Below are 14,050 nucleotides of genomic sequence, written 5' to 3'. Positions count from 1 at the left end.
GCTTATTAATTTAATTGCTTGATATGGATAAATATTATAAAAATTACTTAAGACTATTTTCTTTAGTATTTACGTTTGCTGTTTTTGTAATTGTTTTTGATAAAGAGCAAATTACTTTACCTGTTAAATCAAGTTTTGAATTTGGACTCGTTATAGGATATTCTTTACATTTTTTATTCTTGGGTCTTGTATTTTATAAGTTTTTAGATGGTATTATCGTTTCTGACAAAAAGTTGATTCTACGAAATTTACTGATTTTGTTCGTTGTAAATGTGATGATTTATAGTGTGATATTTTTTACGTCACCAAATGTAACATTCAATCAATTTTTTCATCCAGAAGCCATCAAATATTTTATTGGATATTTTTCGTTCAGTATAGCAGCATCTTTTGTAAATACAAGTGTTTTTAATGATTATCGAATTGATGTTCCAGATTCTCCGAAGCCAGATAAAGTGATAAGAAAGTATTTTTTACGTTCTATTTTTTATACAATGGTTTTGTATTTCGTGTTCGTGAAATTTGTTAATACTCTTTTACAAAAAGACATTTTTTACGACCAAACGATAAATTATCTTTTAGTTGCAGTTATCACGATTTTCTTTTTGTTTTTATTCTTTATTATCGATCGAAAGAAAAATAAATTAGAACGTAAAATTGTTATCGAATCAACAAAAGCGGAAACAGCAACAGCACAATTCGAAACTTTAAAAAATCAATTAGATCCACATTTTTTATTTAATAGTCTGAATGTTTTAACTGGTTTGATCGAAGAAAATCCAGATAATGCGATAGATTTTACAACATCGCTTTCCAAGATTTATCGTTATGTTTTAGAACAAAAAGACAAAGAAGTTGTGTCGATTCAAGAAGAAATAAATTTTGCAAAAACTTATGTCAACCTTCTAAAATTAAGATTTGAAAATAGCATCGATTTCGAAATTGAGCAAACAACTTTTTCTGAAACCGAATTTATTGTGCCGCTTTCTTTGCAGATTTTATTAGAAAATACAATCAAACACAATATTGTATCTGATCAAAAACCTCTTAAAATTAAAATTTATAAAAAAGATAATTATTTGATCATTGAAAATTCTTTCCAACCAAAAGAAACCATTAAAGACTCAACTGGAATTGGACTGAAAAATATTATTAATCGTTATCAATTAATTTCTAATCGAGAAGTGAATATCGAAAAAAATGAACAACTATTTCGTGTAGAACTTCCCATATTAACACAAAAAAATACAACTATGAATACACAAAATTTTGACGAACAACAGGCTTATTTACGTGCAATTGAACGCGCAAAAGAATTGAAAAAGTTTTATGCGCATTTAGGAACTTATGTTGTAATGAGTTTATTCTTTTTTATTCTGAATTTAGTTACAAGTAATGGACATTGGTGGTTTTATTGGCCAGTTTTAGGTTGGGGATTGGGAGTTGCGCTAAATGCTGTCAAAGTTTTTGCGTATGGTTCTGGTTGGGAAGAAAATAAAGCGAAAGAAATCTTGGAGAAAGAGCAAAATAAAAAGTGGCAGTAAATGAATTTTATAAGTCAAATAAAGCAAACAAATTGGATTAGAATAATCATTTTTTATGGATTGATATTGATAGGAACTTTTCTGATTCGTAAATGTCCTAATTTTATACAATTGATTTTTGGAGGTTTAGTTGATTTTCAACTGCCTTGGAATATGAATCATGGGTTGATTATTTTTCTGATTAGTTTACTTTTCTATAAATTCTCTAAGGTTAAAAAAGAAGTTTCTCTTTTAGGAAAAGAAAGTTTAAAAACATTGATTTTTCCATTTATATTACTCGTTGGTTATTCAATTTATGGGATAAATAACGATTACGGAATTAATAAACATTTGTGGGCAGCGATTTTTATTTCTGTTACGTTGCTTTATGATATTATGGAAGAATATACGTGGCGAGGTTATTTGAATGATGCTTTAGGCAATATATTTTGGATAATAAAAAGCATTATAACGGGAATATTTTGGGCAGTTTGGCACTTATTTATTTTTAAAGATTTCGATCAGTTTGGAGGTTTTGGAATTTTTATGTTATTGTGCATTGTTTTTTCTTTTGTATTAACTTTTTCAACAATTCGAACAAAATCGATTATCGTTCCAGCTACAATTCACGCTTTAATGGCTAAGACAAATCTTGCAACATTGATCATTTTTGTCATTATACTTGCTTTATTATTTGTTTGGAACAAAATTTTTGAAAGAAAACCGATTCGTGAATTAACTTAAAAAAAACTATGAAAATACTAATTATAGAAGATGAAAAGCCTGCAGCGCGTTTATTAAAGCGACGTGTAGAAAAATTGGGTTATCAAATACACGAAATGTTGCACTCTGTAGAAGAAAGTGTAGCGTGGTTGAAAACGAATCCAAATCCTGATTTAATTTTTCTGGATATTCAGTTATCAGATGGGTTATCATTTGAGATTTTTAATCAAGTAGATGTTTCGTCTGCGATTATTTTTACGACTGCTTATGACGAATATGTATTGAAAGCGTTTAAACTAAACTCGGTTGATTATTTGTTGAAACCTGTTGATGAAGAGGAATTGAAGTTTGCTATTGAAAAATTTGAAAGACAATTTCAGCAAGCATCTTCAAGTTTCAATCTAAATGAATTGAAAAGTCTTTTTTCGAATAATCAAACAGAAAAATTTAAAGAACGTTTTTCGATTAAAATAGGAACATCAATCAAAATTATAGAAATCGATAATATCGAATGTTTTTTTAGCGAAAACAAAGCAACGTATATTCATACAAAAGAAAACCGAAATTATTTGGTAGATTTTTCGTTGGATAAAGTGGAAGAACAAATCGACCCGAAAAAGTTTTTTAGAATTAATCGTAGTCAAATCATCCAAATCGATTCGATTAAAGAAATTACAATGTATTCTAATTCAAGATTAAAAATAATTTTGAATACTTACAATGAACAAGATATGATTGTGAGTCGCGAAAAAGTGGCAGATTTTAAGAATTGGTTGGATTAAGAATTGATTTATTGCTTTTTTATGAAAAATTGTTCATAAAAACTTCTATTTTTGCATCAACCAATTAATTATAACTAAATACGAATGGAAAATATAATATCATTTTTTCAGAAATTCTCTTTCAATCAAATCGGAACAACTTTCGCCGTACTTTTTGCAGTTATCGATATTTTAGGAAGTATTCCAATTATTGTAGGAATTCGGAGCAAAGTTGGACATATTCAGTCCGAAAAAGCCTCGATTGCAGCAGGAATTATGATGATTTCGTTTTTGTTTTTCGGAACAAAAATTTTGAAATTAGTTGGTGTTGATGTTCAGTCATTTGCTGTGGCTGGTGCATTTGTGATTTTTATCATCGCTATTGAAATGATTTTAGGAATTGAGATCCAGAAAGGAGTCGAATCTAACTCTGCATCCATCGTTCCTATTGCGTTTCCGTTAGTTGCGGGTGCGGGATCGTTGACAACTGTACTTTCGCTTCGTTCGCAGTTTGCAGATATTAACATTGTGATAGCGATTATATTAAATATGTTAATCGTATATTTGGTGCTGAAATTCGCAGGAAAACTCGAAAAATGGATGGGACCTGGCGTTTTATCGGTACTGAAAAAAGTATTTGGAGTAATTTTATTGTCAATCGCAATCAAATTATTTACGTCAAATATCGGTGCATTGTTTATGAATGAAATTAAAATTTAAAAATTCATTATCTAATGAAAACATATATTTATATCGCGACAATCGTTTTGTTGATAGGTTTAGGTTACAACCTATATGAGATGGATTATAAAGCTGGTTTTATGGCTGAAGAAAACTTTCGTAGCGTTTTAGGAATTGGAGCATCAGTTTGTGGATTAATTTTAGTATCTGTATACTTTAGTTTTTTCAGATTGCAAGCAAATCTTAAGAAATAAACAGTTTTACAACTTATAATAAATGAAAAAGATTAATCCTAGGATTAATCTTTTTTTGTTTGTATCGCTTCGTTTAATTTTTCTAATAAAGTTTTGACAGATTGTTCTATCACCTCAAAAGGTTGATGTTTTGTAGAAGTATAAATCATCACCAAATCAACCGAATAATTTTCATTAGGTTCAAGTAACAATTTATTCAATCTGTAAGCTTCTTTAGCACGACGTTTCAATAAATTTCGATCAACCGCGTGTTTGAATTTTTTCTTTCCAACACTTACTCCTACTCTTATATTGTAATCCGCTTTCGGTTTGATTTTGTAGACAAATCTAATCGGATGAGAAACAAATGTTTTTCCATCAGAAAACAATTCATCGAATGCTTTTCTGCTTTTAAGTTTCTCATTCTTACCAAAAGTCAATTTCATATTGCTAAATTCTACGTAAATTTGTAACTGCAAAAGTAAGTATTCTAAAAAGTTTTAGAATTATGTAACTTTGAAAATAATTTATTTTTATTTAAAACAAAAAAAGAACAATATGTATCCAGCAGAAATAGTAATGCCGATGAAGGCTCAGTTGACTTCTAATGGTTTTGAAGATTTAACTACTCCAGAACAAGTAGAAGCAGCAATCAAACAAGAAGGAACAACTTTGGTAATGGTAAATAGTGTTTGTGGTTGTGCTGCAGGTGCTGCAAGACCAGGAGTTGTAATGTCATTAGATAATGATAAAGTTCCTACACATTTAACAACAGTTTTCGCAGGATTTGATAAAGATGCTGTAGCAAAAGCACGTGAGTTTTTTGCTCCATTTCCTCCAAGTTCTCCAGCTGTTGCTTTATTCAAAGATGGTGAATTAGTACATATGTTAGAGCGTCACCACATCGAAGGACACTCTGCAGCAGCTATCGCAGAAAATTTAAAAGCAGCTTACAACGAGTTTGCTTAAGACTAAATTTGAAGGTTATTTCAAAAATATTTTAAAAAGTGGAGCAATTTGTTCCACTTTTTTTGTGTTCAAAATTCTTATAAAAAAGAGTTTTATAAATTTTAATTCGAGGAAAAGTTTAAAAACCTGAATTAACATCATAACATAAAATATATCATATCAAATTGATTGCTAAACCTATGAAATAGAGAAAAATGTATCAAAATAATCTGTAAATTAGCAATTCGAAATTTTTTAATATATTATTTAATAAACAAATGAGAATAGCAGTCGTAGGCGCTACCGGAATGGTCGGCAGAGTTATGCTCCAAGTTTTGGAAGAAAGAAATTTTCCAATCACTGAAATTATACCAGTAGCATCAGAAAGATCAATAGGAAAAACTATTGAATACAAAGGAAAAGAATACAAAATTGTATCAATGCAGGATGCTGTAGAAATGCGAGCTGATATCGCAATCTTTTCAGCAGGTGGAGAAACTTCCAAACAGTGGGCGCCTAAGTTTGCAGAAGTCGGAACAACTGTAATTGACAATTCATCGGCTTGGAGAATGGATCCAGATCGTCCGTTGATTGTACCAGAAATCAATGCAGATATTTTAACAACAAATGATAAAATTATCGCAAATCCTAACTGTTCAACGATTCAATTGGTAATGGTTCTTAATCCTTTACACAAAAAATACGGAATTAAACGTGTAGTTGTTTCTACTTATCAATCAGTTACGGGAACAGGTAAAGATGCTGTGGAGCAATTGAATGGAGAAATTGAAGGACGTGATGTAGCGAAAGTTTATCCATACCAAATTTTCAAAAATGCATTGCCTCATTGTGATGTGTTTGATGAAGAAACAGGTTATACAAAAGAAGAATTGAAATTGACTCGTGAGCCTCGTAAAATTATGCGTGTGGATGAAATGAATATTACAGCTACTGCGGTTCGTGTTCCTGTGCAAGGAGGACATTCGGAGTCGGTGAATATTGAATTTGAGAATGATTTTGATTTAGCCGAAGTTCGCAAATTATTAGCAGAACAGGAAGGTGTAACAGTACAAGATAATCCAGACACAAATACTTATCCAATGGCTTTCTATTCAGAAGGGAAAGACGATGTTTTTGTAGGTCGTATTCGTCGTGATTTATCTCAACCAAATGCATTAAATTGTTGGATTGTTGCGGATAATTTACGCAAAGGAGCAGCTACAAATGCGGTTCAAATTGCAGAATATCTAGTAAAACACAATTTAGTTGGATAATATTTTCAATTAAAAACTTATATAAAGTCGCTCTTGTAGCGACTTTTTTATGTTTAATGAATAAGTTTTCAGAACTTTAACAAATATTTTACGCTATCAAAGCAACCATAAGCGTAATTTTCGCATCTAAACACTGAGAAAGAAAAAGTATTTTGGACGAAAAACAACTCATAAAAGCTTGTATCAACAATGATTCGAAAGCACAGCGGCTGCTTTACGAAAAATATGATGCGCGATTTTTTGCGGTTTGTAAACGTTATTTTACCGATATACAACAAGCGGAAGATGCGTTGGTAAAAGGTTTTTTGAAGATTTTTCAGAATCTTGAAAATTATTCGTTCGAAGGAAGTTTTGAAGGATGGATGCGAAGAATTATGATTAATGAATGTTTGATGGAGTTGCGGAAAAATAAAATTTTTCACCTTAATGTAGACGATTACTCCTCTTCTATTTCATCTAATCAAGAAGCTTCGCAACAAATCGAAGAAGATGATGTGATGAAACTCCTCGATTATCTACCCGAAGGCTGTCGTCTCGTGTTTACCCTTTACGTTATTGAGGGATATAAGCACAAAGAAATTGCCGAAAGTTTGGGCATTACAGAAGGAACATCTAAATCGCAACTTAATTTAGCGAAGACGAAATTGAAGGATATGTTAAGTAAGAATGAAAATATAAAATCAAATTTATCGTGAACACAAACGATCCAATAGAAGATTTATTTCGATCAAGAAGTAGCGAAACAGTCGGCGAAAAGCCGAGTGATTTGGTGTGGAAACGTATTGAATCTGGTTTGCAGAAGGAGGAAAAGAAGAAGAAACCTATTCGCGAATTTGTTTCGAGTGTATGGTTTTCTGCTGCCGTTTTCGCGTTGATTGCGATTCCTTACTTTGTGCTTTTTATCGAGAATATTAATACTGAAAATAGAGAAAATTCACTTGAAATTGTCAAAACAAATGTCCCAGTTATCGAGCAATCGCCTGCTGAACAAGAAGAAATAGTGGTTTTGGAATCGAAAGATAAAGATTTGGAAAAACCTCTAGAAATAGTAAAGAATGATAAAGTTACAAAACAGCCTGTTTATAAAGTAATTGAAGGACATTCTGCTAGTGTAATTGCTGACGAAGGATATTTTCCTCAATTATCTAATGCTTCTGCATCGAATGCTCCAGTTACTTTATCAGCACCGCAAGCGATGGAAGCTCGTTCTAAGGTTTTAGATTCAATAGAAAAAGAAAGACAATATGCTAAAACAAGTAATCAGAATTTGGGTTCTATAAAAGATTCAGTTATTTCGGATAAGTTAGCTGGAAAAGCTTCTGGTATTGTAGTTGCAAATGGTGTAAGCAGACAAAATGCTAAGCTAAAAGATACTTCTGATGTGATGAAAATGACGGTTGTTGCAGAAACACGTGCTGCAAATGCTTCGTTAGAAACAGCTTCGGTGATGGAAGTTTCGCCAAAAAAATCTGTAATTGACAAATCTGCAATTGTTTATAAACCTTTAAAGTTTACAGTAAAATCGGATATTTTACGTACTAATTTTAAATTACAAAAGAAATTAAAAGATAAAATTTCGTTTGAAAGTACAACGAATAATCTTGTCATTACATTTGAGAAAGTAAATGATAAGATTGTTTTAATAACAAACGAACCAAAGGTTGATGCGACGCTTTTGGGAGTTTTGGAAAAAAATAAAAAAGAAATATTTAAATATTATAATAAATAGAGATTAAAAAAAGGTTCGCTTTTAGCGAACCTTTTTTTAATTATTTCCATATAAATTTATTGCATTTTCTTTGTCTTGATTCATCGCGATGATTAAATCATCTAACGAATCAAATTTCTTTTCATCTCGCAAATGTCCTAAAAATTCAAGGCGAATTGTTTCTCCATAAATATCTCGATCAAAATCCAAAATATTCACTTCTACTCGATGTTCACGAGAATTGGTAACCGTTTCTCTAAATCCGATGCTTAATAAACCTAAATATTTCTGATCATCCACAAAAACATCAACCGCATAAACGCCATCTTTTGGAATTAATTTATTGGGATCAACTTGTAAATTAGCGGTAGGAAAACCAAGTGTACGACCAATTTTGTCACCATGAACAACTTCTCCAGAAAGCGGATATTGATAGTTCAACGCTTTATTCGCATACGCGATATTTCCTTCGATAAGTGCATTTCTAATTTTTGTAGAACTCACCGCCACATCATTTTCTTCGACAGCTTGCAATTGAATCAAATTGAAACCATATTTTTTCGAAAGAACTTGTAATTGTTCAAAATTTCCTTCTCTATTTTTCCCGAAATGATGATCGTAGCCAATCACTAGCGTATCAATATTAATTTTATCAACCAATAAATTCTTGACAAATTCGACAGAAGTTACTTGCGAAAAATCTGTTGTAAACGCTTGAATAATCAAATGTTCTAACCCAAATTGACGCAAAACATTTTCTTTTTCCTCTAAAGTGTTCAAAAATTTAAGATCACAATTTGGTTGTAAAACCATTCGAGGATGTGGATTAAAAGTAATCAAAACACTTTTTCCATCAATTTCTTTTGCAATTGTATTGAGTTGTTTTAGAATAGATTGGTGTCCAATGTGCACACCATCAAACATGCCCAAAGTAAGGACAGGACGTTTGATTGGTTTGATTTCTTCTAAGGATTGATAAACGTTCACTAAAAATGATTTTGCACAAAATTAAGGCTTTCAAATCGAACTTCAAATCTATTTTTAATTTCCTTTGATTGTAATATTCTGATTACTAATCAAAATATTATGACAAAAATCTTAAAAAGTATATAAATTATACAATGTTTTTAACTTACCTTTGCACCCAAATAAAATAAACTAAATCATTTCATATAATGGCAAATCAAAAGAAAGGTAAGATTGCACAGGTTATTGGACCTGTAATTGACGTTATTTTTGATAACGCAGAAGGCCTTCCAAATATTTATGATGCATTAGAGGTTCCTCGTCAAGGAAAAGAAACATTAATTCTTGAAGTTGAGCAACACATCGGTGAAGATACTGTACGTTGTATCGCAATGGATAGTTCTGATGGTTTACAAAGAGGTCAAGAAGTTATCGCTTTAGGAAAACCAATTATGGTTCCTATCGGAGAAAACATCAAAGGACGTGTATTTAATGTAGTTGGAGATGCTATTGATGGTTTAGGGAATTTAGACAAAGAAAATGGTTTACCTATTCACCGTCCAGCTCCAAAATTCGAAGAATTATCAACATCTGCAGAAGTTTTATTTACAGGTATTAAAGTAATTGACTTAGTAGAGCCATACGTAAAAGGTGGTAAAATTGGTTTATTTGGTGGTGCCGGAGTAGGTAAAACAGTATTAATTCAGGAGTTGATGAACAACATCGCAAAAGGACACGGAGGTTTATCTGTATTCGCTGGTGTTGGTGAGCGTACTCGTGAAGGTAATGACTTAATGCGTGAGATGATTGAAGCTGGATTAATTAATTACGGTGAAGATTTCATGCACTCTATGGAAGGTGGATCTTGGGATTTATCTAAAGTAAACAGTGAAAACATGAAAGAGTCTAAAGCAGCTTTCGTTTTCGGACAAATGAATGAACCTCCAGGTGCACGTGCTCGTGTTGCTTTAACAGGTTTAACATTAGCTGAATATTTCCGTGATGGAGATGGACAAGGTCAAGGACGTGACGTATTATTCTTCGTAGATAATATCTTCCGTTTTACACAAGCAGGTTCTGAGGTTTCTGCCTTATTAGGACGTATGCCATCAGCCGTAGGTTATCAGCCAACATTAGCAACTGAAATGGGTGCTATGCAAGAGCGTATTACATCTACTAAAAACGGATCTATTACTTCTGTACAAGCGGTATATGTACCTGCCGATGATTTAACTGACCCTGCGCCAGCTACGACTTTCGCGCACTTAGATGCTACAACGGTATTAGATCGTAAAATTGCTTCATTAGGTATTTACCCAGCGGTAGATCCATTGAACTCTACATCTCGTATCTTATCACCAGCAATTATTGGTAAAGAACATTACGAAACAGCACAACGTGTAAAAGAAATCTTACAACGTTACAATGCTTTACAAGATATCATCGCGATTTTAGGTATGGAAGAGTTATCAGAAGAGGATAAGTTAGTTGTACACCGTGCACGTCGTATCCAACGTTTCTTATCTCAACCATTCCACGTTGCAGAACAGTTTACAGGTATCCCAGGTGTTTTAGTAGATATCAAAGATACAATCAAAGGATTCAACATGATCTTAGATGGTGAAGTTGACCAATATCCTGAGGCTGCATTCAACTTACGTGGTACAATCGAAGAAGCGATTGAAGCTGGAGAAAAAATGTTAGCAGAAGCTAAATAATATAATTTAACCATATAAAGAGTGCTTACGTTTCTTTTCTGTTTGAAAGTTGCTAAGTACTCTTTTTTTTAAAAACAATAGGATTATGCACTTACAAATTATTACGCCAGAATTCGTAGTTTTCGATGCAGAAGTAGATGCTGTTACTTTACCAGGTAAAGATGGTGAATTTCAGTTATTAAATAACCACGCTCCTATCGTTGCAACTTTAGGTGAAGGAACAATTAAAATTAAAGTTCACACAAAAACTTTCGAAGATTTCGATAATCAATCTGGCAAAGTTTACACTTCTCCATCAAACGAATCTACATTATTGTTAGATATCAAAGGAGGAACAATTGAAATGAGCAATAATAAAGTAATCGTTTTAGCAAACTAATTACTTTTTTATCATAAAACTTAAAAGGAGATCAATTTTGATCTCCTTTTTTTATGTTTTCTACTTAATATTCTCTTTTTTACTTCAAATTTTATTCTGTTTAAATCCTTTTTATAGATTTCGAAAGAAATATTTTTAACTTTTTGGCATGAATATTCTTTTTAAATCAATTTAATAGATTTATTTTCTAAAAACTAATTATAAATTTTATTATTTAGAAAATTATTCTAATTTCACATAAAATATAAAACTACAAAGTGTAGTTAGAAATGAATAATTTTTTTAAAGATGAAGTACAATTCTAAAAAACATTCTTTTGGACACGGCGTCCTGCTTCAGAGCATCTATAATTGTATCAATAGTAAAATTCGAATGTGCAGCTGCTAATTTTAGCTAACTAACCTACCCTACTATTTATTAATCGTAGTCACATTCAAAACAATTTTATTATGTCAACAGAAAAACAATTACATTTCGATACTTTACAAGTACACGCAGGTCAAGAAGTAGACCCATCAACAGGCTCTCGCGCTGTTCCAATTTATCAAACATCTTCTTATGTATTTAATGATGCCGAACACGGAGCAAATTTATTTGCTTTGAAAGAATTTGGTAATATTTACACAAGAATTCAGAATCCAACAACTGACGTTTTCGAAAAACGTATTGCTGCGCTGGAAGGTGGTGTTGCGGCATTAGCTGTTTCATCGGGACAAGCGGCACAATTTATTGCTTTAAATAATATTTTAGAATCAGGAGATAATTTTGTTTCGGCTTCTAATCTTTATGGCGGAACATATAATCAATTCAAAGTTGGTTTTAAGCGTTTAGGTGTTGATGTTCGCTTTGCTGAAGATGCAGATCCAGCAAAAATTGAATCATTAATTGATGAAAATACAAAAGCGATTTATGCAGAAACGATAGGAAATCCGAGTTTTAATGTTCCAGATTTTGAAGCAATCGCTGCAATTGCACAAAAATATAACATTCCATTTATTGTGGATAATACGTTTGGTGTGGGCGGTTATATTTTCAAACCTTTAGAGCATGGAGCAAACGTTGTCGTAGAATCTGCAACAAAATGGATCGGTGGACACGGAACTTCTATCGGTGGAGTTATCGTGGATGGTGGAAATTATAATTGGGGTAATGGTAGATTTCCACAATTTTCTGAACCATCAGAAGGTTATCATGGTTTAGTTTTTTCCGATGTTTTTGGAGTGAATGGTCCTTTTGGTAATATTCAGTTTATTATTCGTGCCCGCGTCGAAGGTTTGCGCGATTTTGGTCCAGCAATTTCACCGTTCAATTCTTTTTTATTGTTACAAGGTTTAGAGACGTTGTCGTTAAGAGTTCAGAAACATTTGGACAATACGTTAGAAATTGCGCGTTGGTTAGAACTTCATCCGCAAGTTGAAAAAGTGAATTATCCTGGATTAATTACTTCTCCAAGTCATCATTTGGCAAAAAAATATTTGAAAAATGGTTTCGGAGCTGTTTTATCATTCCAAATTAAAGGTGATGCAGACAAAGCGAATCAATTTATTGATAGTTTAGAATTGATTAGTCATTTGGCAAATGTTGGCGATGCAAAATCGTTAATTATTCATCCTTCTGCAACAACTCATCAACAACTGAGCGATGATGAACAAAAATCTGCTGGAGTTTTTCCTGGTTTATTGCGTCTTTCTGTCGGAATTGAATATATTGATGATATCAAAAATGATCTTCAGCGAGCTTTTGATAAAATTAAGTAAACAAAGTATTATTAGCTATAAATTAATTCAGTGAATTTTTATCAATATAATTATACAAAGCCATTTCAATTAGAAAATGGTCAAATTCTCGAAAATTTAACCATTGCTTATCATACAGCGGGAACGTTGAATCCCGAAAAAAATAATATCATCTGGGTTTGTCATGCTTTAACGGCAAACTCGGATGTTTTTGATTGGTGGGCTGGTCTTTTTGGAGAAAATGAATTATTCAATCCAAAAGATCATTTTATTATTTGCGCCAATGTGATTGGTTCTAATTATGGAACGACAAATCCGTTGTCTACAAATCCTGAAACAAATTCGCCTTATTATCGAGATTTTCCTACAATTACGATAAAAGATATGGCAAATGCGCACCAATTGTTGGCAGATCATTTAGGAATTTCAACTATTCATTTATTAATAGGTGGTTCACTCGGTGGTCAACAAGCGTTAGAATTTACGTTACTTGATCAAGTTAAAGTGGATAATTTGGTTTTGTTGGCGACAAATGCGGTACATTCTCCATGGGGAATTGCGTTCAACGAATCGCAGCGTTTGGCTATCGAAGCCGATTCAACTTTTAACGATAAAATTGAGGATGGAGGAAGAAATGGATTGATTGCGGCGCGTACAATTGCGATGTTGTCTTATCGTACCTATATTATATATGAACAGAAGCAAAAAGACAAGGATTCTGTTTACAACGATTTCAAAGCGTCTTCTTATCAAAAATATCAAGGTGAAAAATTAGCAAATCGATTTAATGCACATTCATATTGGACACTTTCGAAAGCGATGGATTCACAAAATTTGGCTCGAAAGAGAGAGTCTTTAGAGAAATCATTGGCTCAAATTTCATCCAATACAATAGTTATAGGTATATCTTCGGATATATTATTTCCGCCAAGTGAGCAAAAATTTATAGCGAATCATATTTCAAATGCAAAATTCATCGAAATTGATTCTATTTTTGGACACGATGGTTTCTTGGTCGAATTACAAGAATTAAATACAATTTTGGAACATCTCGTATAATATTATGGAATGAATAATTATATGAAGCTCGATTTATTCGAGCTTTTTTTATTTATAAATAGATTCTACTTCGTAGAATTTCTCCCGAGTAGTTCCTTCAAAAGTATCCATTTTGCTTTTCTTTTGTTCAAGAAAAGCAAAACGTCTAATCATTTTCTGCGGTAAAAACGGGCTTTTATCTTTTAAAACCTCGTATCTCACTTCTCATATCTAAAAAAAACAAAAAATATTTTCCATTGTACCAGCGACTTAAGATTAGAATGTAAAATAAAAGTAAAGTATGTTTGGAAAAACGAATAATCCAGCCGTATATTTGCAACCGCAATACGAAAGACGAGTAG

The 14,050-nt window shown here is 32.1% G+C and carries 15 protein-coding genes; 13 read left to right on the top strand and 2 right to left on the bottom strand.

Annotation, left to right across the window (positions count from 1 at the left end):
* Positions 1-23: 23 nt before the first annotated feature.
* The 5 genes from B4L98_RS08090 to B4L98_RS08070 all read left to right on the top strand — a co-directional run bounded on the left by B4L98_RS08090 (position 24) and on the right by B4L98_RS08070 (position 3,942).
* A complete protein-coding gene (locus B4L98_RS08090) occupies positions 24-1,544 on the top strand; it encodes a histidine kinase (RefSeq protein ID WP_291077951.1) in 1,521 nt (506 codons plus the stop codon).
* On the top strand, positions 1,545-2,267 hold the full coding sequence (locus tag B4L98_RS08085) for a CPBP family intramembrane glutamic endopeptidase (protein ID WP_291077949.1): 723 nt from the start codon (positions 1,545-1,547) through the stop codon (positions 2,265-2,267).
* Positions 2,268-2,275: 8 nt separating this feature from the next.
* The gene (locus B4L98_RS08080; RefSeq protein WP_219034073.1) at positions 2,276-3,028 is read left to right on the top strand and encodes a LytR/AlgR family response regulator transcription factor; all 753 of its coding nucleotides are present in this window, start codon (positions 2,276-2,278) and stop codon (positions 3,026-3,028) included.
* A gap of 84 nt (positions 3,029-3,112) precedes the next feature.
* Positions 3,113-3,727, top strand: coding sequence for a MarC family protein (locus B4L98_RS08075; protein ID WP_125350575.1), 615 nt, complete (start codon positions 3,113-3,115; stop codon positions 3,725-3,727).
* Between the two features lie 14 nt (positions 3,728-3,741).
* Entirely contained in the window at positions 3,742-3,942 is a 201-nt protein-coding gene (locus tag B4L98_RS08070; RefSeq protein ID WP_125350576.1) for a hypothetical protein, read from the top strand.
* Positions 3,943-3,986: 44 nt separating this feature from the next.
* Here the strand turns inward: B4L98_RS08070 and rnpA are convergent, their stop codons facing one another.
* Positions 3,987-4,367: a ribonuclease P protein component gene (rnpA, locus tag B4L98_RS08065; protein ID WP_125350577.1), complete on the bottom strand. Its 381-nt coding sequence runs from the start codon at positions 4,365-4,367 to the stop codon at positions 3,987-3,989.
* 112 nt (positions 4,368-4,479) lie between these two features.
* Between rnpA and B4L98_RS08060 the strand changes: the two genes are divergently transcribed.
* From B4L98_RS08060 to B4L98_RS08045, 4 genes are all read left to right on the top strand, one after another.
* Positions 4,480-4,890, top strand: a complete 411-nt coding sequence (locus B4L98_RS08060) for a BrxA/BrxB family bacilliredoxin (RefSeq protein WP_038336154.1) — start codon at positions 4,480-4,482, stop codon at positions 4,888-4,890.
* A 257-nt stretch (positions 4,891-5,147) separates the two neighbouring features.
* Complete coding sequence (locus tag B4L98_RS08055) at positions 5,148-6,143, top strand: aspartate-semialdehyde dehydrogenase (RefSeq protein WP_038336152.1); 996 nt, start codon at positions 5,148-5,150, stop codon at positions 6,141-6,143.
* Between the two features lie 152 nt (positions 6,144-6,295).
* Positions 6,296-6,838, top strand: a complete 543-nt coding sequence (locus B4L98_RS08050) for an RNA polymerase sigma factor (RefSeq protein WP_291047424.1) — start codon at positions 6,296-6,298, stop codon at positions 6,836-6,838.
* Positions 6,835-7,872 (top strand): hypothetical protein, encoded by a 1,038-nt coding sequence (locus B4L98_RS08045; protein ID WP_291047426.1) that lies wholly within the window; start codon positions 6,835-6,837, stop codon positions 7,870-7,872. Before B4L98_RS08050 ends, B4L98_RS08045 begins: the two co-directional genes overlap by 4 nt.
* Positions 7,873-7,908: 36 nt before the next feature.
* Here the strand turns inward: B4L98_RS08045 and B4L98_RS08040 are convergent, their stop codons facing one another.
* Positions 7,909-8,838 carry a bifunctional riboflavin kinase/FAD synthetase gene (locus B4L98_RS08040; RefSeq protein WP_286495649.1) on the bottom strand — a complete coding sequence of 310 codons (930 nt, stop codon included), beginning with the start codon at positions 8,836-8,838 and terminating at the stop codon, positions 7,909-7,911.
* A gap of 188 nt (positions 8,839-9,026) precedes the next feature.
* Between B4L98_RS08040 and atpD the strand changes: the two genes are divergently transcribed.
* The 4 genes from atpD to B4L98_RS08020 all read left to right on the top strand — a co-directional run bounded on the left by atpD (position 9,027) and on the right by B4L98_RS08020 (position 13,709).
* Positions 9,027-10,535, top strand: coding sequence for a F0F1 ATP synthase subunit beta (gene atpD / locus B4L98_RS08035; RefSeq protein ID WP_114998651.1), 1,509 nt, complete (start codon positions 9,027-9,029; stop codon positions 10,533-10,535).
* Between the two features lie 85 nt (positions 10,536-10,620).
* The gene (locus B4L98_RS08030) at positions 10,621-10,914 is read left to right on the top strand and encodes a F0F1 ATP synthase subunit epsilon (protein ID WP_280038257.1); all 294 of its coding nucleotides are present in this window, start codon (positions 10,621-10,623) and stop codon (positions 10,912-10,914) included.
* 449 nt (positions 10,915-11,363) lie between these two features.
* A complete protein-coding gene (locus B4L98_RS08025) occupies positions 11,364-12,671 on the top strand; it encodes an O-acetylhomoserine aminocarboxypropyltransferase/cysteine synthase family protein (protein WP_291047430.1) in 1,308 nt (435 codons plus the stop codon).
* A gap of 30 nt (positions 12,672-12,701) precedes the next feature.
* Positions 12,702-13,709, top strand: coding sequence for a homoserine O-acetyltransferase family protein (locus B4L98_RS08020; protein ID WP_038336140.1), 1,008 nt, complete (start codon positions 12,702-12,704; stop codon positions 13,707-13,709).
* The last annotated feature ends 341 nt before the right edge of the window (positions 13,710-14,050 follow it).

Origin of the sequence: Empedobacter sp. UBA5528 (genome assembly GCF_002426075.1) — a bacterium.
Taxonomy (GTDB): Bacteria; Bacteroidota; Bacteroidia; order Flavobacteriales; family Weeksellaceae; genus Empedobacter; species Empedobacter falsenii_B.
The sequence above is the reverse complement of the archived record's forward strand: the minus strand, read 5'-3'. Positions and strand labels throughout refer to the sequence as shown.

What these genes read in the sequence shown, in the direction of transcription:
- B4L98_RS08085 (WP_291077949.1), top strand. Translation starts at nt 1,545, where the DNA reads ATGAATTTTATAAGTCAAATAAAGCAAACAAATTGGATTAGAATAATC.
- B4L98_RS08025 (WP_291047430.1), top strand. Translation starts at nt 11,364, where the DNA reads ATGTCAACAGAAAAACAATTACATTTCGATACTTTACAAGTACACGCA.
- B4L98_RS08090 (WP_291077951.1), top strand. Translation starts at nt 24, where the DNA reads ATGGATAAATATTATAAAAATTACTTAAGACTATTTTCTTTAGTATTT.
- B4L98_RS08075 (WP_125350575.1), top strand. Translation starts at nt 3,113, where the DNA reads ATGGAAAATATAATATCATTTTTTCAGAAATTCTCTTTCAATCAAATC.
- rnpA (WP_125350577.1), bottom strand. Translation starts at nt 4,367, where the DNA reads ATGAAATTGACTTTTGGTAAGAATGAGAAACTTAAAAGCAGAAAAGCA.
- B4L98_RS08055 (WP_038336152.1), top strand. Translation starts at nt 5,148, where the DNA reads ATGAGAATAGCAGTCGTAGGCGCTACCGGAATGGTCGGCAGAGTTATG.
- B4L98_RS08060 (WP_038336154.1), top strand. Translation starts at nt 4,480, where the DNA reads ATGTATCCAGCAGAAATAGTAATGCCGATGAAGGCTCAGTTGACTTCT.
- atpD (WP_114998651.1), top strand. Translation starts at nt 9,027, where the DNA reads ATGGCAAATCAAAAGAAAGGTAAGATTGCACAGGTTATTGGACCTGTA.
- B4L98_RS08030 (WP_280038257.1), top strand. Translation starts at nt 10,621, where the DNA reads ATGCACTTACAAATTATTACGCCAGAATTCGTAGTTTTCGATGCAGAA.
- B4L98_RS08070 (WP_125350576.1), top strand. Translation starts at nt 3,742, where the DNA reads ATGAAAACATATATTTATATCGCGACAATCGTTTTGTTGATAGGTTTA.
- B4L98_RS08080 (WP_219034073.1), top strand. Translation starts at nt 2,276, where the DNA reads ATGAAAATACTAATTATAGAAGATGAAAAGCCTGCAGCGCGTTTATTA.